Genomic DNA, 19090 nt, shown 5'->3' with positions numbered 1-19090 from the left:
GACCATCGGTCGTGACCGCACGGAAACGATCAGCGCGCCTTCGACTTCGGAATGAACACCTCGTTGACCGCCTTGGCCAGCTGGTCCGGCGGCAACAGGCCTTGGTCCAGCAGGAAGTTGTTGAAGGCCAACCGGTCGAACTGCTCGCCCAGCGCCAGCTCGGTCTGCATGCGCAGCTCCAGGATCCGGGTGTAGCCGTAGAAGTAACTGCCCGCCTGGCCGGGCGACCGCACCATGTAGCGGTCCAGTTCCTGGGTGGCCATCGCCTTGGACAGCCCGACCTCGTCGATCAGCACGCGTTCGGCCTTGGCGCGATCGATCAGGCCGAGGTTGAGCATGGGATCCAGCATCGCGCGGGCGGCACGCAGCAAACGGAACTGCAGCGCGATCAACTGCCCGTCCAGCGGTTCGTACGGCACCATTTCGGCTTCGGCATACAGCGCCCAGCCTTCCACGTTGACCGAATTGAACGCGAACATGGTGCGCGCCAGCGACACCCCGCGCTCCACCATCGCAGTGAACTGCAGCTCATGCCCGGGGCGGCCTTCGTGGGCGCTCAGCGTCCACGCGGCCGAGCCGAAATTGAAGTCGTCGTACTGTGCGGCCTTGTCGCCGGCGGCCGGGTTACCCAGCGGCAGCACGAAGGTGCCCTGCTGGCCCGTGTTGCCCACCAGCGGCGCCGGCAGGAAATGCGGTGCAGGCGATGCGGCACTTTCGGCCGCCGAGCCGAGGCGCATCTGCATCGGGCGCTGCGGAACGTCGACGATCTTCTGCGCGCGGATGATCGGGTCGATCGCATCGATCACGCCACGGTAGTGGTGCTCGAGCTGGTCGTCGGCAATCTTGTCGGCCTTCAGCGCGCGGATCACGGCGACCGGGTCGGTCGGGTCGGCCACCTTCAGGCCCTTGGCCTTGACCACCAGCGGCGCCAGCTGGCGCATCGCCGAGCGGGTTTCCATGAACTCCAGCTGCGCACGCTGCATCAGCAGCTGCGGGTCGATGTCGATACCCACGCGCTTGAGCTGGAACGCATACAGCGGCTCCGGCAGACGCGCGTCGGCACGCGCCTTGGGCAACACTTCGGCCTTGGTCCAGTCGCGGTACTCGCGCAGCTGGGTGGCGATGGCCTTCAGGGCCTCGTCGGCGCCGGCCACCTTGTATTTGTCGAACAGCTTTTCGATGCCGGTGATGTAGGTGTCCACGTTCGCCAGCGACTGCTCCACCTCGATCTTCGTCGGCTGCAGCAGACTCGCGTCCTTCAGGCGTTCTTCGTAGCGCTGGCGCGACAGCGTGGTGATGGCAGTGCTGCCCGGCGCCAGGCCGGCATAGGCCTTCAGGCGATCCAGCGCCTTGGCGCGACGCTCGGCCGGCACCTGGTCGGAGAGCAGCAGGTTGATGCCGCTGAATACCACCTGCGGCGTGTCGGTCCACGGCAGCAGGTACTTTTCGTTGAGTTCGCTGCCTTCGATGTTCTCGCTGGCTGCCGCGATCATGATCGCCAGGTCCTGGCGCACGTTCGGGTCGCGCTCGGTGGCCAGCCTGGCCTGCAGGTCGCTGCGCGCCTTGGCCATGGCCTCGCGGTAGCGCTTTGCGTTGTCCGGGCCGAAGTCGGCCACCTTGTCGTCGTAACCGGGCACACCAAAGAAGCCGGTTTCTTCCGGTTGGAACGGGCCCTGCGCATTGAGCAGGATCTGCGCCAGTTCGTTGCTGCGGGTCACCCACGCGGCGCTGGCCGGCGCCTTGTTGGCAGCAGGCGCCGCAGCAAAGACCGGCGGCGCACTGAGCGCGGCGGGAACGGAAAGGGCCAACGCGACGGCAAGGGCAAGCGGCTTCATGCAGGACTCCGGTGAGCGGTTCCCTGCGACCCTACGCACTCAGGCGTTGGGCGGCAATCGGCCGGAGGTCATGCCCGCCGCTCAGCGTCCCCAGCGACCGCCCGGCAGCGGGCAGTGGCCCTGCTCGCGGCAGTCGCGCAGCGCGCATTCACCGGCCGCTTCGGCATCGTCCAGTGCGGTCAGGTCGATCGCCGCGTCATTGCGGGTGATGGCGTACAGCAGCGGGTAGTCCCACTCGCCCCGTTCGCGGTGCGCTTCCAGGTACAGTTCGGCCGCGCCGCGCGGGCCGGACAGCGATACCACGTACTGGCTGGACGCGCTGCCGTTGGCGTTGCGCTGCACGTTGCCGGTGGGCAGGAATCCGTCCTGGATGGGTTCGCCCAGCACCGCCACCAGTTCGATGCTGCAGCGCGCGCGACGCATGGCCTCCTGATACGGCTCGCTGGCGCGGCTCCAGCGCGACCATTCCAGCAGCGCCAGCCAGACCATCCCGGCCACCATCAGCACCACCGCCAGCACGGCCAGCGGCATGGCCCAGCGCCAGTGTCGGCGCCACCAGCCGGGCGGGTGCGCCCGGGTCAGCGGGGGTGGAAAGGTCATCGGCGTCCTCCTTGGCTGCCCGATCCGCAGTGCAGCGTTACGGCGCCAGGCAACGGCCCAGGAAATCTTCGGCCAGACGATAACGGTGCAGCGCGTTGCTGCCGGACAGGCCGTGCTTGGCACCCGGATAGGTCATCAGCTCGAACGGCTGGCCGCGCTTCTGCAGCGCGCTCATCAGCGACGTGGAGTTGGTGAACAGCACGTTGTCGTCGGCCATGCCGTGGATCAGCAGCAGGCGCGAGCGCAGGCCATCGATGTGGGCCAGCACGCGCGCCTCTTCATAGCCCTTGGCGTTGCGCGCCGGCAGGTCCATGTAGCGTTCGGTGTAGTGGCTGTCGTACAGGCCCCAGTCGGTCACCGGCGCGCCGGCCACGCCGCAGGCGTACTGGTCCGAGGCCTTGGCCAGCAGCATCAGGGTCATGTAGCCGCCGTTGGACCAGCCCTGCACGCCGATCCGCGCCGGGTCGACCCACGGCTGCTGCTTCAGCCATGCCACGCCCTTGAGCTGGTCGGCCACTTCCACGGTGCCCTGCACGCCGTACAGCGCGCCGCCGAAATCGCGGCCACGACGCGGCGTGCCACGGTTGTCCAGCGAGAACACCACGTAGCCCTGCTGGGCCAGGTACTGGTTGAACAGGTGGTCGCCACGGCCGGGCCAGCTGTCGGTGACGGTCTGGCTGGCCGGGCCGCCATACACGTACACCACCACCGGGTAGCGCTTGGACGGATCGAAACCGGCGGGCTTGATCAGGCTGTAGTTGAGCGGGGTGCGGCCATCGGCGGCGGTGAGCGTGCCGAAGGTGACCGGACGCTGCGCATCCAGGTAGCGGGCGTACGGGTGATTGGGGTCTTCGAGATTGTTTTCCACCAGGGTGGCGATCTTCTCGCCGCTGGCCCGGTGCAGCGCGATCTGCGGCGGCGTGGTGGTGTTGGACCAGCTGTCCACGTACACGCTGGCGTTGCGCGCGAAGCTGGCGCTGTGCATGCCCGGCTGCTGCGACAGGCGCTGCAGCGGACCGCCCTGCAGCGGCACCGCGTAGATCTGGCTCTCGCGTGCGTTTTCCACACCGGCGCGGAAGTAGACCTTGCCGGCATCCTCATCCACCGCCAGCAGTTCGTCCACCGGCCAGTTGCCCTGGGTCAGCGCCGTGACGGTCTTGCCGTCGTCGGACACGCGGTACAGATGTTCAAAGCCGCTGCGCTCGGACGACCACACGAAGCCGCCCTGCTTCAGGAAGCGCAGGCTGTTGTGCAGCGGCACCCAGGTCGGCGAGGTTTCGGTCACCAGCGTCTGTTGCTTTCCGCTGGCCAGGTCGGCCTGGATCAGCTCCAGGGTCTTCTGGTCGCGCGACTGGCGCTGGAAGGTCAGGCGCTGCGGGTCGCGCCAATCGACGCGGGCCAGGTAGATGTCCGCATTGCGGCCCAGGTCCACCCATTTCGGGGCAGCCTCGGCGCGCGGAGCGATCACGCCCAGCTTCACGGTGACGTTGTGGTCGCCGGCGGCCGGATAGCGCTGCTCGATCATCTCGGTGCGGTCGGCATACATTTCATAGCGCTTCTGCACCGGCACCGGCGATTCGTCGATGCGGGCGAAGGCAATCGCCGAGTCGTCCGGCGCCCACCAGTAACCGGTGTGGCGGTCCATTTCCTCGTCGGCGACGAATTCGGCCACGCCGTTGCCGATGGTGTCGCTGCCGTCGCGGGTGAGCTGGAGCTGCTTGCCGCTGGCCAGGTCGATCACCCACAGATTGCGGTCGCGCACGAAGCTGACGAAGCCGCCCTTGGGCGAGAGCTTGGCGTCGGTGGCGAAGCCCTCGCCATGGGTGAGCTGGCGCACGGCGGCCTTGCCCTGCTTGCCCAGGTCGTACAGGTACAGTTCGCCGCCGAGCGGGAACAGCAGGGTGCGCGCGTCCGGCGACCACTGGTAATCGACGATGCCGGTCATGGCGGCAATGCGCTGGCGTTCGCGGCGCGCCTTTTCGGCATCGCTCAGGGTTTCATTGCCGGGCAGCACTACCTTGGAGTCCACCAGCAGGCGGGTCTGGCCGCTGTCGATGTCGTAGGCCCACAGGTCCAGCTGGTTGCGGTCGGCCTCCTTGCCACGCAGGAAGCTCACGCGCGAGCCGTCCGGCGCCACCTTCGGCTTCATCAGGGTCGGCCCGGACAGCGGCAGCGGCCCGGTGATGGCGTCCAGGGTGAGTTTTTCGGCGTGGGCGACGGTGGTGGAAGCGAGCATGAGGGCGAGCGAGGCAACAAGGTGGCGCATGGAGGGGTCCGGCGACGGCAGGCGGACATCCTAGCGTATGGGATTGGGCTCTGCCCGGGCAGCCCCTGGAGCCGGGCAGAGCCCGGCTCTATGTCGATACACCCACGTTTTCGGGTCAGCGCTTGCCGAACAGGTGCTTGCGCTCTTCGTCGCTCAGCGGCTTGCCCGCGTCCGGATTTACCTTCTGGCGCAACGCGTAGGCCCGCTCGGTGGCCGGGCGCGCGGCGATCGCCTCGTGCCAGCGCTTCAGGTTCGGGAACGCGGCGAAATCGGCCGGCAGCTTGTCGTAGGCGTTGATCCACGGGTAGCTGGCCATGTCGGCGATGCTGTACGCGTCGCCGGCCAGGAACGCGCTTTCGGCCAGGCGCTTGTCCATCACCCCGTGCAGGCGGCGCACTTCATTGCCATAGCGCTCAATGGCATACGGAATCTGCTCGGGCGCATACACACTGAAATGCCCCATCTGGCCGCTCATCGGGCCCAGCCCGGCCATCTGCCAGAACAGCCATTCCAGCACCGCCACCCGACCCCGGGTGTCGGCCGGCAGGAATTTGCCGGTTTTCTCGGCCAGGTACAGCAGGATCGCGCCGGACTCGAACACGCTCTGCGGCGCCCCGCCGTCGGTGGGCTGGTGGTCCACCAGCGCCGGCATCTTGTTGTTCGGCGAGATCGCCAGGAACTCCGGCTTGAACTGGTCGCCGCTGCCTATGTTGACCGGCTTGATGGTGTACGGCAGGCCCAGCTCTTCCAGCAGCAGGGTGACTTTATGGCCATTGGGGGTAGGCCAGTAATACAGATCGATCATGACAGGACCCAGCGGTTCAGGAATCCCGAGTCTAGTGCGTCAGTCGGGTTGGCAGGGTCATGAAGGCCCGGTACCCTGCGGCGTCCCCAGCAACGCAGCATTCCAGCATGAGTTCTTCCGCCAAGCCCATCAGTCCCCTGTCGTCCCTGATCTTCGCCTCGCGCTGGCTGCAGCTGCCGCTGTACCTGGGCCTGATCCTGGCGCAGTGCGTTTACGTATTCCTGTTCGGCAAGGAGCTGTGGCACCTGGTGCACAAGGCCAACACCATGGGCGAGCAGGAGATCATGCTGCTGGTGCTGGGCCTGATCGACGTGGTGATGATCTCCAACCTGCTGGTCATGGTGATCGTGGGTGGCTATGAGACCTTCGTTTCCCGCCTGCGCCTGGAGAACCACCCCGACCAGCCGGAGTGGCTGAGCCACGTCAACGCCAGCGTGCTGAAGGTGAAGCTGGCCCTGTCGATCATCGGCATCTCCTCGATCCACCTGCTCAAGACCTTCATCGGTGCGGGCAACCTGGACGGGCTGCCGTCCTGCGGCAATCCGGAATACGTCACCGCCGTGCTCGACGCCGTGGCCAAGTACGGTCCGGCAGTGGAGGAATCCTTCAAGTGCACGACCATGACCGGCAGCGGCGTGATGTGGCAGACCATCATCCATGCCGCCTTCATCCTGTCGGCGATCGGCATTGCCTACACCGACAAGCTGATGGCCCACACCCCGAGCAAGTCGCTGGCCCACTGAGACCGGCCCTTGGGCGGCGGCGCGCCCCGGCGTGCCGCCCTGCCCCATCTGCCGCCCCCAGCGGGGCGCGGGGATGCTAGATTGAGCACCTGTTGCATGGCCTGGACGCTGGGAATCGTCCAGGGCCCTCGGTCGGCCTGACCGCATCAGGCCCTACGTATCGCCGTTCTTCAAAGGGGAGTTGGATGTCGCACGTCAACACGAACGCCAAGGCGCGCCTGCTGGTGCCGCTGACCCTGGTGGTGGCTCTGGCCGCCTGCTCGGGCAAGGATGAAACCGCAACGCCGGCCGCGCCGACCGCCGCAGCACCGGCTGCCGCACCCGCCGCCACGCCGGCACCGGCACCGGCGGTGTCGGCCAAGGTCCAGTCGATGGGCACCGAGGAACTGCGCGAGCTGGCCAGCAAGGCCCTGCGCGAGAACCGCATGTACGCCCCGGCCGGCGACAACGCCATGGAGTACTACCTGGCGCTGCGCGAGAAGACCCCGGACGACGCCTCGATCAAGAGCGCGCTGACCGACCTGCAGCCGTACGTGCTGATTGCCGCCGAGCAGAGCCTGGCCCGTGAGGACTTCACTGAAGGCCAGCGCCTGGTGGCGCTGATCGAGAAGGTCGATCCCAACGCTGCCGCCCTGCCGCGCCTGAAGACCGGTATCACCAAGGGCACGGAAATCGCGCTGAAGCGGACCCAGGAAGAGACCGACAAGGTCAAGAAGGACGCCGAGAACAAGACCAAGCAGCTGGCCGACCAGCAGCGCCAGCAGCAGGCCAGCGAGGCCGAAGCGGCCAAGCAGATCGCCGCGCAGCAGGACGCCGCCCGTCGCGAAAGCGAACGCCAGGACGGTGAGCGCCAGGCCGCAGCACGTCGTGAAGCCGAACAGCGCCAGCAGGCCGCTGCTGCCGCGCAGGCAGCTGCCGCTCGCGCACCGGCCGCCGCACCCGCTGCGGCTGCCACGCTGCGTCCGATCAGCACTCCGGCGCCGCGCTACCCGGCCGACGCGCTGCGCTCGGGCACCTCGGGCGAAGTGCTGGTGGAAATCACCGTCGGCACCGACGGTTCGGTCACCAACGCGCGCGTGCTGCGCGCCACCCCGGCCCGCATCTTCGACCGCGAAGCGCTGGGCGCGGTGAAGAAGTGGAAGTTCGAGCCGGTGGCGGCGCCGACCACCACCCGCCGCACGCTGGCGTTCGCGCCGGGCGGTTGATCGGTAGCATTGCCGCAAAAAGAAAAACCCCGGAGCGATCCGGGGTTTTTTCATGCTTACCCGCGCAGGAGTTCGCCGCGCGGCACGCTGAAGCGGCCGGCCCGGTGGGCCATCCAAAGCACCGCGATGCCAACCACCAGACACACTACCAAGCCGGGCAATGACGCTTCCGGTCCAAAGGCGCCGCCAGTCAGCCACTCCGGCGTTCCCGCGCGCGCCGTGCTGTGCGCTATCGCCGGCCCCAGCTCCGCACCGGACACCGCCGCACCGAACACGTAGCCCTGGGTGAAGTTCCAGGCGGCATGCACGCCGATCGACATCCAGATGCGACCGGTAAGCACATAGAAGGCGCCGAGCATGATGCCGGCTTCCAGGGCGATACAGATCGCCGCGAACACCGTGGCATTCGGATTGCCCAGATGCCCGAAGCCGAACAGCGCCGCCGATACGGCGAATGCCACCCAGGGTCCGAAGGCCAGCCACACCAACCGCAGCAGGATCGCGCGCAGCATCAGCTCTTCAACCACGCCAGCCTGCAGCGCCTTTCCCACCGCGACCCAGGCCGGTGCGGCACCCTGCGCCCGGATGTCGTAGAGCCCGGACATCGCGAGGATGGCCATCACCGCCGCGAACATCGCTGCACCGATCAGCACGCCGGCGAGCAACTGCGGCAGCATCGGCCGCAGCGCGATTTCAGTGGGCTGGCGCGCCTCACCCAGACGCACCGCAAGCGTGTAGGCACCCAGGCCCACCAGCACCGAGGCCAGGTATGCGAGCAGCTTGGAGGCGCCGGCGTCCGGCGGCAGCATGCTGATCAGTACCTGTGTGGTGGTCATGGCGCTGGCAACCACCACGACGAACAGCAGCACCGCCCAGGCAAGGGCGCGCAGCCACCGCAGCCGTCCCGGCCGGAGTACGCGACGGGCGCCCAGTTCCATCAAGGGAGCGTCATGGAAGGTTTGGCGACGTGCAGCGGAGGTGTTACCAGAAGCCAGGTCGACGTGCATGCACTACTCCGGAGTGGGGTAGAGCCATGAAGCGGCACGGCGACACAGTGGTCAATAGCCATGAAGCACACACCCCGGACAAGCCGGGGTGCATGCGAACGTGTCAGCCCGAGATCGCCAACCGCTCCTGATGGTAACGGCGCACCGCCGCTAGCCACAGCAGCGCCGCCAGCCCGAAGCCGGCCGCCAGGTACACGCCCCACATCTGCGCGCTGATCGGCTCGTGGCGGATGATCTTCAGCAGCATCTGGTTCTGCGCCAGGAACGGCACCGCCAGCTGCCACAGCTCGCTCTTCACCGGGTACACCATCAGCGCATAGCCCGGCAGCATCGGCAGCAGCATCAGCCAGGTCATGTGGCTCTGCGCTTCCTTCATGCTCTTGGCCGCCGCCGAGAGGAAGGTCAGCAGCGAGGTACCGATGAACAGGATCGGCATCATCACGAACAGCATCTGCAGCATGGACAAGAACCCCATGTTGAGCTGCCGCGCGGCCGCGCCGGTGGAGAGCTGCGCGCTGAGCTTGAACGCCGCCAACGTCAGCAGCAGCGAGACCACACCGACCACGCAGGCCGCGGCAATCTTGCCGCTGACGATGGCGCCGCGCTTGGCCGGGGTGGCCAGCAACGGTTCCAGCGACTGCCGCTCCCGCTCGCCGGCGGTGGTGTCCATCACCAGGTAGGCGCCGCCGAGGAACGAGGTGATGGTGAGCAGGATCGGCAACAGCAGTGACAGCATCATCCCACGCTTGGCCTCTACCGTGGCCAGGTCCTGGGTGGCCACGTCCAGCGGGCGTGCGACCTGGGCGTCGATACCGCGCGCCAGCAGCCGCAGCGAACCGACCTGCTGGCTGTAGCCGCTGAGCGCGGCCTTCAGGCGTGCGGTCGGGATGTCGGCGTCGCGGCGCGTGCTGTCCTGCACGATCTCCACCAGGGCCGGGCGGCCTTCTGCCCAGTCCTTGCCAAAGTCCGGGCTGATGCGCAGCGCGATGTCGATCTTCTGGTCGCGGATCTCGGCGGTCAGGTCCTTCGGCGGGTCCACCGCGTTGAGTCCCTGCGAGGCCAGGAAGCGCACCAGGTTGGGAGCGTTTTCGCGGCCGATGGTGGGAATGTCCAGCGGCTTGTCGATCTGGGTCTTGACCCGGCTCTCGGCCAGCTTGCCCATGCCCAGGAACAGCACCGGGTACAGCAGCGGCCCGAGCAGCAGGGTGAGCGCCAGGGTACGGCGGTCACGCGAGAGGTCGCGCAGTTCCTTGCGCATGACGGTCAACAACGTGGCAAACGCGCTCATGCGTGCAGTCCTTCTTCATTGCCGATCGCCTTCACGAAGGCGTCTTCCAGGTTCGATTCACCAGTCTGCGCGCGCAGTTCGTCGGCCGTGCCGGCCGCCATTACCGTGCCCTTCGCGATGACCACGATGGTGTCGCACAGCGCGGCCACCTCCTGCATGATGTGGCTGGAGAAGATCACGCAGCGGCCTTCGTCGCGCAGCTCGCGCAGGAATCCGCGCAGGGCGCGGGTGGTCATCACGTCCAGGCCGTTGGTCGGTTCGTCCAGGATCACGTTGCGCGGGTCGTGCACCAGCGCCCGCGCGATCGCGGTCTTTGTGCGCTGCCCCTGCGAGAAACCGTCGGTCTGGCGGTCGAGGATGTCTTCCATGTCCAGCGCCTTGGAGAGCACCTTGGTGCGCTCGCGGATGTGCGACGCGCTCATCCCGTGCAGCTCACCGAAGTAGGCGATGTTCTCGCGCGCGGTCAGCCGCTTGTACACGCCACGCGCGTCGGGCAGCACGCCCAGGCGGCGGCGTACCTCCACGGCCTGGGTGGACGCGTCCAGGCCATCCACCAGCACCCGGCCCTGGTCGGGCGTCATCAGGGTGTAGAGCATGCGCATGGTGGTGGTCTTGCCGGCGCCATTCGGGCCGAGCAGGCCGGTGATGCGGCCGTCTTCGGCCTGGAAGCCGACGTTCTCCACCGCCTTGATCAGGCCGGTCTTGGTCTTGAAGGCTTTATGCAGGTTCTCGGCGACGATCATGGTGCCCATCCGTTGAACGAGGTGAAGGCCGGTACCGGCGCGAGGGTATCCAGGCAGGCGGCATCGAGCGTTTTGGCGTTGGCCGAGTCCATGAACTGCGCCAGCAGGCGCGGCATGCAGCCGGCGCCGAGGGTGCCGTGGCCCTGCCCCTTGGCGACGATGTGGCGGCCGTTGGGAAGGTGCTTGAGCACCTGTTCGGCGTAGCGCGGCGGGGTGACCGGATCAAATTCGCCGGACAGCAGCAGCACCGGCACGTCGGTGCTCAGTGGTGCGGTGAAGCTCTTCGGTCGGCTGCCCACGTTCCAGACCGGGCACGCAGCGAAGAACATGCGCGCCACTTCCGGGCCGAGGATGCGGTCGCCGGCCGGGCTCTCCACATAGCGGTCGGCATCTTCGGCGCAGATCACCGACCACTGCATGCCCTGGTTCATCTGCCCGGCCATGTTGCGGGTAGCGAGGCTGTTGAGGGACATCAGCGGCGCGTAGCGGCCCTGCGCAGCTTCGTCCAGCACCACCGGCAGAAGCGAGGACGATTCCGGCATGTACGAGAACATGAAGGCCAGGCTGGTCACGGTGCTGGCACTGATCGGGTCACGGCGCACCGCCGCAGTACCCGGGTCGCGGTACTCCACCTCCACCGGCGCCTTTGCCAGCGTGGTCATCACGTTGCGCAGCTGGGTGCGGGTGTCGACCGGGAAGCGCTTGGCGCAAGCTGCATCCTTCCGGCACTGCGCCGACTGCAGCTCGATCGCCGACTCGAAGGTGTTGGCGAAGTCACCGCCCACCGCCAGGTCGTTCGGCGCCACGCCGTCGATCACCACCGCACGGGTATGCTGCAGGAAGCGAGCAGCGTACTGCTGGGCCACGCGGGTGCCGTAGGAGCCACCGACCAGGTTGATCTTGTCCACGCCGAGCGCGGCGCGCACCGCATCGAGGTCACCGATGGCTTCGGTAGTAGTGTAGAAGCGGGTATCGGCACGGTCCACCAGCGCTGCCGCACAGCGTTTGGCAAACTCGGCAATTACCTCGGGCGTGGCCGCCGCGTTCTCGTCAAATGCCAGGTCCTTGCCGTTGGCATCCACGCAACTGAGCGGATTGGACTTACCGGTGCCGCGCTGGTCGACCAGGATGATGTCGCGCTTCTTACGGACTTCGCGCAGCGACTGGTTGATGATCGCCGCCACTTCGGTCGCCGACTGGCCCGGGCCGCCGGCCAGGAAGAACACCGGGTCCTGCTTGCCCTCGCCTTCGTTCTCGGTGTCCAGCAGCGCGATGTTGAGGTCGATCCTGCGGCCGTTCGGCGCGGCCGGGTTCTCCGCCACCTGCAGCGTGGTGCATTCGGCTTCCACGTTGCTGCTGGCCCGGGCGCTGGTCAGGGTGCAGGGCTTGAACGTCAGTGTTCCGTACTGGCGCGCCGCCCCTTGCGGGGGCGCTTCCGGGGTGGCCTGGCAGGCTGCCAGCAGCAGCACGGCTGCGCTGGCGGCCAGGGGACGACGGGAAAGTCGCATTTCGATCACGTCCTTGGTTGAAGGGGCTCAGCATGCCATGACGGATGGGCGGGCTGGATGTGACCGAAGTAGGGGCGGTCATGGCCGCTCGACGGGCGCGGCAGGAGACAGCGCGCGGCGGAGGTCCAGCAGGGCCGTACTCGATGGGTGTGGTAGGGCTTGTTGAGGAAAACGCCTTAGTCAAGCGCAACCTTCGCGCCTATCTCAACTTGCGCAGCTGCAGGTTGTACACCTCGAACATCGCAGCCTTGCCAATCTCTTTCTTTCCTTCATCGAATGCCGAGAACGCAAAGTGAAGCCTCTCGTCGATGAACGGAATCTTGTCCGCATCTCGCTTCAACAGCCTTTTGACCTCCGCCCAGTCTTCAAGTACCGCTTGCTTGTTCATTTTGTATGCGAGCTCCATGCTCCCCCACCCCTCAACTCTACTATCAGAATACTCGTCGGGGGCACCCGTCGCCGTTGCGACGGAGCCTGCCAAGTCCATTAGTTTCTCAGCCAGCGTCGGCATCAGCGGCCTCCTCTCTTCATTGTCATGGGGGGAAGAACATAAGAGCCACCAAGCTTTGCAGGTCGCACGATTACAGTCGGGCCTTCTTGAATCATGTTCCAATTTCTTAACTGTGCGGTATGCCAGCCGTTCCTTGCCAAGGTGGCATACATATAAAGGTTGCTGCCTAAACGATTATCCGTAATACCGACTGCGGAGGCATACTGCGCTTGAATTCGCTTGTTAACGTCCATAAAGTTTGACAGACCTTGATCACTCAACCCTGGACCGGCCAGAGTTTCATAGACACTCAGGAGCCGCTTTGCGCGTCTGCATCGCCAAAGCCGTTCGCATCGGCCAGCATTTGCCAGTGTTGGTCCGTGCCATTCACGCGCTGGGCAATATTGCGCAGAGTGTTGCCGGCCTGGGCTACGTTCTGGCCAGGGGCAATTGGTAAACACACCCTGGAAGCCTTCACGCTGAACATTTCGAGACCCTATACAACACCACCCGGCAAGTGCCAGGCAGTGGGGGCCTTCTAGCGGCTAAGACAGAATCAGAAGAGCTTATCGAGAAATACCTCAACCCTGACCTCTCCTGTCCGGCGATTCACTCGGGCGCAGCTGATTACCTTGGTGTTCAAGGGACGTTCCGATGGGATGTATATCTCGAATACACCTTCGGTCTCAGTCTCAAATTTCCCTAGCGTCCAACTGGACTGATCTTCTTTCGACGGCTCGGGAAATCTGTTCAGTGCTTGACGCGTTGCCTCCCTTGCAATTGGCTCCATCTCGTCTAGAAGCAGCAGCTTATTTTTTGCCGCCATCGCTGATCTGCTCCTCAATTTGCCCGATCGCGCTCATTCAATAGGCCGCAAAACCGCATTAAAAGACATTCCAGCCATTGGCCGCAGCACCGCCGGCACAGGGCCCTTCATTTTTTGACGTGTTCCGCCGCCGTCCACATCCAGTCCAAGGCAATCATTCGGGTCGATTCAAAGCCTTGGAGTTCAGCGGAACAACTCGCGCTGTACCGCTATGAGCCACTGCCTTGCCTCTTCATCACTGTCGAACGCCAAACCAGTCACTTCGTTTAACTCCTCAACCGGAACACGTTCCGATCCAACGAGACGTTCGAGCTGAGCCTTAAACTCGTCGGCATCAAAATCCGAGTCACCACGCGTGATGATAGTCGCCAACTCATCCAACTCATACCACTCTACATAGCAGAACGTACGTAGATCCAGGCGCAGCAACTCAGGAACACTTCTCATACTGTTGAACTTACATCGGGGATCGTGGTTGCAGGTACGCTGCAATGTGTGGCAATAGAACGAACCAAAACGAAGATCCTTCGATTACAACGGCCGGCTCAGCCTCCTCGGCTAGCGTTAGACAGTTTTTGCGCCCTCACTACCGGAATCGCATCCATGGTAGGCAGTCGAGCAATGGGGCCCAGCCCAAGCTCAACTCCTAACTCGACGCAGCTTCGATTGAGAGCAACGCAATTCCGGCATCATTAGGATGATACTCAAGATGGCAGCGATATCCACGCACAGTGTAGGCGCCCCAAGCACGCATCTCATGACCTGTGACCGGGTGGTGGGCCTCCCCGCCGCTCTGGGTAGGAAGGCCCAGCTTTGACTGAGCCACTTCGCGTGAATCATGCATGCACAGACCCCAAGGCAAAGTGAGCGCGATGGCTCCATAGCCCGATCCATCCCCGTGCAGCTGGACAACATCAATGGAGACGCCGTCTTCTGACACCAACGAAAAACCCAATTCACCAACGGTTGCGTAGGTTCGCCCTGCAATGCGAGTCACTACAACATCAGTATTCTCATGCTCGGCGAGAATTCTATCCAGGAAACCGCAAAGTCCAGACCCAATCAATAGTTCCGCAGCAATCATTCCAGCGCTCCAGTTTGTGATCGCAGGCGGCTCACTCAAGTTGGCGACACGCTCTGTTCCCAATGATTGCAACGACACTCAAGGATTCAAGATGCGCCACGGCATCGGGTGGCATGCGCATAGAGACCGTTGACAGCCCACCGGGCCAGCTCCATGTTATCAATGGATTGGAGCTCCATACTTGCCATTTGAAGATTACTTCAGAATCGGGCAACCGTACCGGCGCGTGCCAGGACTTCACGATCCCGGGAGGGCCGGTTGTCAGCCACTCGCCACCGTCCGTCATCCCGCAAATACTCGAGTCTCTTACCTCGGCTATAACGCACGCAATGACAGCGACCATGATTCCGGTGCGGCAGATCCGCGCCCAGTACGATGATGCCACCCTTCGCGTTTACCAGGCCTACTCGGATACCATCGCCGAGAGTGCCCTGAAGCATCAGACCTTTGTCGCACCGCCATTCAAGATGGAGCGGATGACGTGGATCAAGCCCTCCTTCCTGTGGATGATGTATCGCGCAGGCTGGGGCTACAAGGACGAAGGCCAGGCCCGCATCCTTGCGATCGACATTGCCCGCGAGGGCTTTGAGTGGGCATTGGCGCACGGCTGCGCCAGCCATCCCGAACCGGGGATGGACGAGCAGGAGTGGGATGCGCTGAAGAAGCGCTCGCCCGTGCGGGTGCAGTGGGACCCCGAACGCGACCTGCACCATCGCCCCCTTGAGCACCGCGCGATCCAGGTTGGCCTGAGTGGTGAAGCTGTCCGCCTCTACATCGGGGATTGGATCCAAAGGATTACCGACGTCACACCCCTCGCCCATCAGATACATGCGCTGGTAGCGGAGGAGCGGCTGGAAGAGGCGAAGGCCGCCCTTCCCATTGAAAGACCGTTCTTGCCGGGCTGAGCAACGCACAGGGCCCGCCATCTGGACAACGACGGGACCTGATGGCCGTTTTGAAAGGGCTACCGCAGACGCGGCGATGCGGTATCGTCGCTCCACTTCAGCCATGCCCGGAACCGTCGATGCACTTCCGCAACATGCAGCAGGCCACGCCCCTTCGGGTTGCGCTCATGACGGCCGTCTTCGGCCTCTGCAGCGCTCCGGCCTTGGCCGGGGACGCCTCTAGTGCCATGCAGGAGGACCGCATCGCGCGCGTGGAGTCGGGCCTTTCCACGCCGGTAGTCATCAGAGGTGCTGGCGGCGGAAAGATGGACCTGCGAGCGCGCATGGCCTTCCATAAGGTGCCTGCAGTCAGCATCGCGCTCATCGAGAACGGCCGCGTCGAGTGGGCGCGTGCTTACGGTGTGGTCAACGCTGATGGGGAAACGCCCCGCACCGCCACGGTAGACACCCTGTTCCAGGCCGCGTCGGTCAGCAAACCTGTCAGTGCGCTGGGCGCCATGCAGCTGGTCCAGCAGGGCACGCTGTCGCTTGATGCGCCGGCCAATGACCAGCTCAACGCATGGAAGATTCCGGACAACGCGCTTACCCGCGCTACGCAGCCTACTCTCCGCATGCTGCTGAACCACAGTGCGGGCACGACGGTGCACGGCTACTTCGGCTATCCGCAGGGGCAGGCATTGCCCTCTCTTCTGCAGATGCTGGACGGCACCCCACCGGCGGATTCGGATCCGGTGCGGGTGGATGTGCGGCCGGGCACCCTGTGGCGCTATTCGGGCGGGGGCTTCAGCGTGGTGCAGCTGATGGTCACCGAAGCGTCCGGGCAATCGTTCGGGCAGTACATGCAGCGGGCGGTGCTTGGCCCGCTGGGAATGACCCACAGCACCTTTGACGTGGACCTCTCACCGCCCCAGCGTGCGCTGGCAGCGACCGGATTCAGTACGGAGGGGCAACCCGTCGCGGGCGGCTGGCGGCGTTATCCGGAGTCAGCTGCTGCCGGGCTGTGGACGACGCCCACGGATCTGGCGCAGGTGGTGCTTGAAGTGCAGCGCGCTGCCGATGGCGCGCCCGGCAAGGTGCTGACGCACGACAGTGCCCAGCAGATGGTGACGCGCGGCCTGGGCGAATATGGGTTGGGGCTGTACGTGGAAGACCTGGGCGGACGCACCAGCTTCGCGCACAGCGGTGGCACCAACGGCTTCCGCGCGCAGATCTATGGTTACACCCACAGCGGCCAGGGCGTGGCGATCCTGACCAACAGCGACAACGGCGCGGCCTTGATCTCGGAGATCCTGGCCAGCATCTCCGCCGAGTACGACTGGCCGGAGTTCAAGGTGACCGAGAAAGTGGCCATAGCTGGCGACGCGGCGAACAACCAGCAGATTGCAGGCACCTATCGACTGATGGACACGCCCGTGGTGATCAGTGCGGAAGGCGAGCGGCTGTATCTGCAGAGCGATCTGTTCGGCGCAGCGCGCATGGAGCTGCATGCGCAGTCTGCAACAGCGTTCTTTACTACCGATCAGGACATGGTGTTGAACGTCACCCGCAATGCAGAAAGCAAGGTGACGGGCGTCTCTCTGGATCGCGGCGCGAATGTCTACCACGCCGCTCGGAGGTAAGCGTCTCATCGGCAGCGCCTTCAGCGCCTTGGTGACTGAACGACCGCACGACGGTACTTTGTACCGGCTGCAACGCGCTCAGAACTACGTGTAGTGGACAGGCTTTCCATCAATATCAGGTATGGACGCATGAGCAAAGAATTCACCGATACCAGCAAGTTCCTTAGCTACGTTCTGCGCCACGAGCCCCACGCCATTGGCATCACGCTGGACAGCGAAGGTTGGGCGGATGTGGACGCCTTGATTGCCGGAAGCAAAGCCGCCGGCCGGGAGCTTGACCGCGAGCTGATCCAGGCCGTGGTGAGCAGCAGCGACAAGAAGCGCTTTGCGCTCTCCGACGACAATCGACGTATCCGCGCCGTACAGGGGCATTACACGGACAGCGTCGCCATCCGGCACGTCGCCAAGGAGCCGCCGACCTTCCTGTACCACGGTACCGCCACGCGGTTCCTGGACTCGATCCTGGCGGAAGGATTGCGTCCCGGCCAGCGTCACCACGTGCACCTGTCCGAGGACATGAGCACAGCCACGACAGTTGGCGAGCGCTACGGCAAACCGGTCATCCTGAGAGTTGAAGCCCTGCGCATGCACCAGCAGGGATTCAGATTCTTCCAGGCAGACAATGGCGTTTGGCTGGTGGAGCAGGTTCCCGCCAACAGCCTCACCCCCCTCGATAACTGATGGACACCGGCACCAATGTCGACTTATGAAGAAGCGAACGGCCGCGCATGGCGGGCGTTCGTTTGCGACCGTGCTGCGGGCCGGACTCTCTTGACCACTCTTGGTGGGACCATGTGCATGGTGGCCAATGTCCCTTCAACCGGGTCGGGGCATCTGTAGAGGCGATGCTGCCTCAATGCGTTTCTGCTTCCACCTTCGCGTAGAAGTACCTTGTCGGGGTAATTCGGGACATTGGGTGGTAGGTCACCCCAGGACGACCGGTGGCGAGTGGAAACTTCACAGGCGGATCCACCTTGATGGTGATGACGCCTTTCCTGGCTTCGATCTTCAGTTTCGCCCCTGCGGTGAAGCCGATCTCACGCAGCCATTGGCCTTGGATCTTCAAGACCGGAATCTGCTTTTGCACGGTTGACCTCCAATGGTTGTGACCCTCGACGGAATGGCGAGGGAATCGGAGCCCACATCCAGCATGCTCAAGAGTTTTGCGCTCCGACCTGCACCGTGCGCGCTGGACAGCCGTGAGGCAATTAGGTTTTTTCTATTGGTTTTCGCGGTCTCATTGACGGCGCCTACCCATTGGCGTTTCTGCCATCTAATGGGCTTCCGATAGATCGCGTGAATCGCGATTCCGAGAACTGCGTTCACCATGGACGCGTGAGGCGTCCAGCGATTCAAGCAGGTTCCATCGATGACGGCTGACGTTATGAGCAAACCCGCCGGGCAGAGCCCGGCGCTACTTGCTGCTGACGTACTTCTCGCGGCGCACCTGGGGGGTGGGCAGGCCGGCTTCCTTCAGGGCTTCGAAGGTGGCGTCGACCATGTCCGGGTTGCCACACAGGTAAGCGATGTCGGTGGCCGGGTTGGGGGCGAATTCGGCCAGGTGCTGCTGCACGTAGCCGTGGCGCACGTCCGGGTGCGGGTCTTCCGGCAGCTCGCGGGACAGGCACGGGACGTAGCGGAACCCGGGGTGGGCGGCGGCGAAGGCGTAGAAATCGTCGCTGTAGAGCAGCTCTTCGGGGGTGCGGGCACCCTGCAGCAGCACCACTTCGACCCCGCGCTCGGCCATGGCGGTGGCCAGCAGCGGCAGCATGGAGCGGTACGGGGTGACCCCGGTGCCGGTGGCGATCAGCAGGTAGCGGGCGTTGTGGTCGCCCGGCATCAGGCAGAACCGGCCAAACGGGCCGCTGGCGGTCACGTGGCCGCCCAGGTCCAGGCCCTCGAACAGGGCCGTGGCGGCGCCGCCGGGCACGAAACTGACTGCAATATCAACGGCTTCGCCGGGCGCCATGGCGTGATCGTGGATCGTGGCCAGGGAGTAGCTGCGCTTGGTGGCGGTGCCGTCGGCGTACTCGAAATGGACCTGGATGAACTGGCCGGGCTGGAAATCCAGCGGTTGGCCGTCATCACGCAGGAACTGGTAATGGCCGACGGTGGGGGCCAGCATGCGCCGGTCGATCAGCTTGAGGGGGAATTGAACAGGCACGA

At 64.8% G+C, this 19090-nt stretch carries 19 protein-coding genes; 5 read left to right on the top strand and 14 right to left on the bottom strand.

What is annotated here, in order from left to right; genetic code table 11:
- Positions 1 to 29 precede the first annotated feature (29 nt).
- The 4 genes from RYM47_RS00670 to RYM47_RS00655 form a co-directional block, all read right to left on the bottom strand.
- Positions 30 to 1835, bottom strand: coding sequence for a DUF885 domain-containing protein (locus RYM47_RS00670; RefSeq protein WP_315385382.1), 1806 nt, complete (start codon positions 1833 to 1835; stop codon positions 30 to 32).
- Between the two features lie 81 nt (positions 1836 to 1916).
- Positions 1917 to 2435 (bottom strand): cytochrome c oxidase assembly factor Coa1 family protein, encoded by a 519-nt coding sequence (locus RYM47_RS00665; RefSeq protein ID WP_315385381.1) that lies wholly within the window; start codon positions 2433 to 2435, stop codon positions 1917 to 1919.
- Positions 2436 to 2472: 37 nt separating this feature from the next.
- Complete coding sequence (locus RYM47_RS00660) at positions 2473 to 4701, bottom strand: S9 family peptidase (RefSeq protein ID WP_315385378.1); 2229 nt, start codon at positions 4699 to 4701, stop codon at positions 2473 to 2475.
- Positions 4702 to 4816: 115 nt separating this feature from the next.
- A complete protein-coding gene (locus RYM47_RS00655) occupies positions 4817 to 5506 on the bottom strand; it encodes a glutathione S-transferase N-terminal domain-containing protein (RefSeq protein ID WP_315385376.1) in 690 nt (229 codons plus the stop codon).
- A gap of 107 nt (positions 5507 to 5613) precedes the next feature.
- Here RYM47_RS00655 and RYM47_RS00650 point away from each other — a divergent pair, with 107 nt between their 5' ends.
- Together RYM47_RS00650 and RYM47_RS00645 are read left to right on the top strand one after the other, a co-directional pair.
- Positions 5614 to 6249, top strand: a complete 636-nt coding sequence (locus tag RYM47_RS00650; RefSeq protein ID WP_315385374.1) for a TIGR00645 family protein — start codon at positions 5614 to 5616, stop codon at positions 6247 to 6249.
- Positions 6250 to 6434: 185 nt separating this feature from the next.
- Positions 6435 to 7454, top strand: a complete 1020-nt coding sequence (locus tag RYM47_RS00645; RefSeq protein WP_315385373.1) for an energy transducer TonB — start codon at positions 6435 to 6437, stop codon at positions 7452 to 7454.
- A gap of 56 nt (positions 7455 to 7510) precedes the next feature.
- Here the strand turns inward: RYM47_RS00645 and RYM47_RS00640 are convergent, their stop codons facing one another.
- From RYM47_RS00640 to RYM47_RS00605, 8 genes are all read right to left on the bottom strand, one after another.
- A complete protein-coding gene (locus RYM47_RS00640) occupies positions 7511 to 8392 on the bottom strand; it encodes a CPBP family intramembrane glutamic endopeptidase (protein WP_315385591.1) in 882 nt (293 codons plus the stop codon).
- A 172-nt stretch (positions 8393 to 8564) separates the two neighbouring features.
- Entirely contained in the window at positions 8565 to 9749 is a 1185-nt protein-coding gene (locus RYM47_RS00635; RefSeq protein WP_315385372.1) for an ABC transporter permease, read from the bottom strand.
- Positions 9746 to 10492 (bottom strand): ATP-binding cassette domain-containing protein, encoded by a 747-nt coding sequence (locus RYM47_RS00630; protein ID WP_315385371.1) that lies wholly within the window; start codon positions 10490 to 10492, stop codon positions 9746 to 9748. Before RYM47_RS00630 ends, RYM47_RS00635 begins: the two co-directional genes overlap by 4 nt.
- On the bottom strand, positions 10489 to 12000 hold the full coding sequence (locus tag RYM47_RS00625; RefSeq protein WP_315385370.1) for an alpha/beta hydrolase: 1512 nt from the start codon (positions 11998 to 12000) through the stop codon (positions 10489 to 10491). Before RYM47_RS00625 ends, RYM47_RS00630 begins: the two co-directional genes overlap by 4 nt.
- Before the next feature lie 199 nt (positions 12001 to 12199).
- Complete coding sequence (locus tag RYM47_RS00620; RefSeq protein WP_315385368.1) at positions 12200 to 12511, bottom strand: hypothetical protein; 312 nt, start codon at positions 12509 to 12511, stop codon at positions 12200 to 12202.
- 289 nt (positions 12512 to 12800) lie between these two features.
- Positions 12801 to 12977, bottom strand: a complete 177-nt coding sequence (locus RYM47_RS00615; protein WP_315385367.1) for a hypothetical protein — start codon at positions 12975 to 12977, stop codon at positions 12801 to 12803.
- Between the two features lie 522 nt (positions 12978 to 13499).
- The gene (locus RYM47_RS00610) at positions 13500 to 13745 is read right to left on the bottom strand and encodes a hypothetical protein (protein ID WP_315385366.1); all 246 of its coding nucleotides are present in this window, start codon (positions 13743 to 13745) and stop codon (positions 13500 to 13502) included.
- Positions 13746 to 13962: 217 nt separating this feature from the next.
- Positions 13963 to 14400: a hypothetical protein gene (locus tag RYM47_RS00605; protein ID WP_315385365.1), complete on the bottom strand. Its 438-nt coding sequence runs from the start codon at positions 14398 to 14400 to the stop codon at positions 13963 to 13965.
- Positions 14401 to 14729: 329 nt separating this feature from the next.
- Between RYM47_RS00605 and RYM47_RS00600 the strand changes: the two genes are divergently transcribed.
- From RYM47_RS00600 to RYM47_RS00590, 3 genes are all read left to right on the top strand, one after another.
- Entirely contained in the window at positions 14730 to 15305 is a 576-nt protein-coding gene (locus RYM47_RS00600) for a DUF4291 domain-containing protein (RefSeq protein WP_315385364.1), read from the top strand.
- A 134-nt stretch (positions 15306 to 15439) separates the two neighbouring features.
- Positions 15440 to 16924, top strand: coding sequence for a serine hydrolase (locus tag RYM47_RS00595; protein ID WP_315385363.1), 1485 nt, complete (start codon positions 15440 to 15442; stop codon positions 16922 to 16924).
- A gap of 129 nt (positions 16925 to 17053) precedes the next feature.
- Positions 17054 to 17605 carry an RNA 2'-phosphotransferase gene (locus tag RYM47_RS00590; protein WP_315385362.1) on the top strand — a complete coding sequence of 184 codons (552 nt, stop codon included), beginning with the start codon at positions 17054 to 17056 and terminating at the stop codon, positions 17603 to 17605.
- Positions 17606 to 17777: 172 nt separating this feature from the next.
- On the opposite strand, the gene RYM47_RS00585 is transcribed toward RYM47_RS00590, so the two are convergent.
- Together RYM47_RS00585 and RYM47_RS00580 are read right to left on the bottom strand one after the other, a co-directional pair.
- On the bottom strand, positions 17778 to 18011 hold the full coding sequence (locus RYM47_RS00585) for a SymE family type I addiction module toxin (RefSeq protein ID WP_070209482.1): 234 nt from the start codon (positions 18009 to 18011) through the stop codon (positions 17778 to 17780).
- A gap of 327 nt (positions 18012 to 18338) precedes the next feature.
- Positions 18339 to 19088, bottom strand: a complete 750-nt coding sequence (locus tag RYM47_RS00580) for a ferredoxin--NADP reductase (protein WP_315385359.1) — start codon at positions 19086 to 19088, stop codon at positions 18339 to 18341.
- Between the last annotated feature and the right edge of the window lie 2 nt (positions 19089 to 19090).

This window comes from uncultured Stenotrophomonas sp. (assembly GCF_963519125.1).
Lineage (GTDB): Bacteria > Pseudomonadota > Gammaproteobacteria > Xanthomonadales > Xanthomonadaceae > Stenotrophomonas.
The sequence above is the reverse complement of the archived record's forward strand: the minus strand, read 5'-3'. Positions and strand labels throughout refer to the sequence as shown.

Coding starts and splice junctions, on each gene's coding strand:
- RYM47_RS00670 (WP_315385382.1), bottom strand. CDS start 1,835: ATGAAGCCGCTTGCCCTTGCCGTCGCGTTGGCCCTTTCCGTTCCCGCC.
- RYM47_RS00665 (WP_315385381.1), bottom strand. CDS start 2,435: ATGACCTTTCCACCCCCGCTGACCCGGGCGCACCCGCCCGGCTGGTGG.
- RYM47_RS00660 (WP_315385378.1), bottom strand. CDS start 4,701: ATGCGCCACCTTGTTGCCTCGCTCGCCCTCATGCTCGCTTCCACCACC.
- RYM47_RS00655 (WP_315385376.1), bottom strand. CDS start 5,506: ATGATCGATCTGTATTACTGGCCTACCCCCAATGGCCATAAAGTCACC.
- RYM47_RS00650 (WP_315385374.1), top strand. CDS start 5,614: ATGAGTTCTTCCGCCAAGCCCATCAGTCCCCTGTCGTCCCTGATCTTC.
- RYM47_RS00645 (WP_315385373.1), top strand. CDS start 6,435: ATGTCGCACGTCAACACGAACGCCAAGGCGCGCCTGCTGGTGCCGCTG.
- RYM47_RS00640 (WP_315385591.1), bottom strand. CDS start 8,392: ATGGAACTGGGCGCCCGTCGCGTACTCCGGCCGGGACGGCTGCGGTGG.
- RYM47_RS00635 (WP_315385372.1), bottom strand. CDS start 9,749: ATGAGCGCGTTTGCCACGTTGTTGACCGTCATGCGCAAGGAACTGCGC.
- RYM47_RS00630 (WP_315385371.1), bottom strand. CDS start 10,492: ATGATCGTCGCCGAGAACCTGCATAAAGCCTTCAAGACCAAGACCGGC.
- RYM47_RS00625 (WP_315385370.1), bottom strand. CDS start 12,000: ATGCGACTTTCCCGTCGTCCCCTGGCCGCCAGCGCAGCCGTGCTGCTG.
- RYM47_RS00620 (WP_315385368.1), bottom strand. CDS start 12,511: ATGCCGACGCTGGCTGAGAAACTAATGGACTTGGCAGGCTCCGTCGCA.
- RYM47_RS00615 (WP_315385367.1), bottom strand. CDS start 12,977: ATGTTCAGCGTGAAGGCTTCCAGGGTGTGTTTACCAATTGCCCCTGGC.
- RYM47_RS00605 (WP_315385365.1), bottom strand. CDS start 14,400: ATGATTGCTGCGGAACTATTGATTGGGTCTGGACTTTGCGGTTTCCTG.
- RYM47_RS00600 (WP_315385364.1), top strand. CDS start 14,730: ATGACAGCGACCATGATTCCGGTGCGGCAGATCCGCGCCCAGTACGAT.
- RYM47_RS00595 (WP_315385363.1), top strand. CDS start 15,440: ATGCAGCAGGCCACGCCCCTTCGGGTTGCGCTCATGACGGCCGTCTTC.
- RYM47_RS00590 (WP_315385362.1), top strand. CDS start 17,054: ATGAGCAAAGAATTCACCGATACCAGCAAGTTCCTTAGCTACGTTCTG.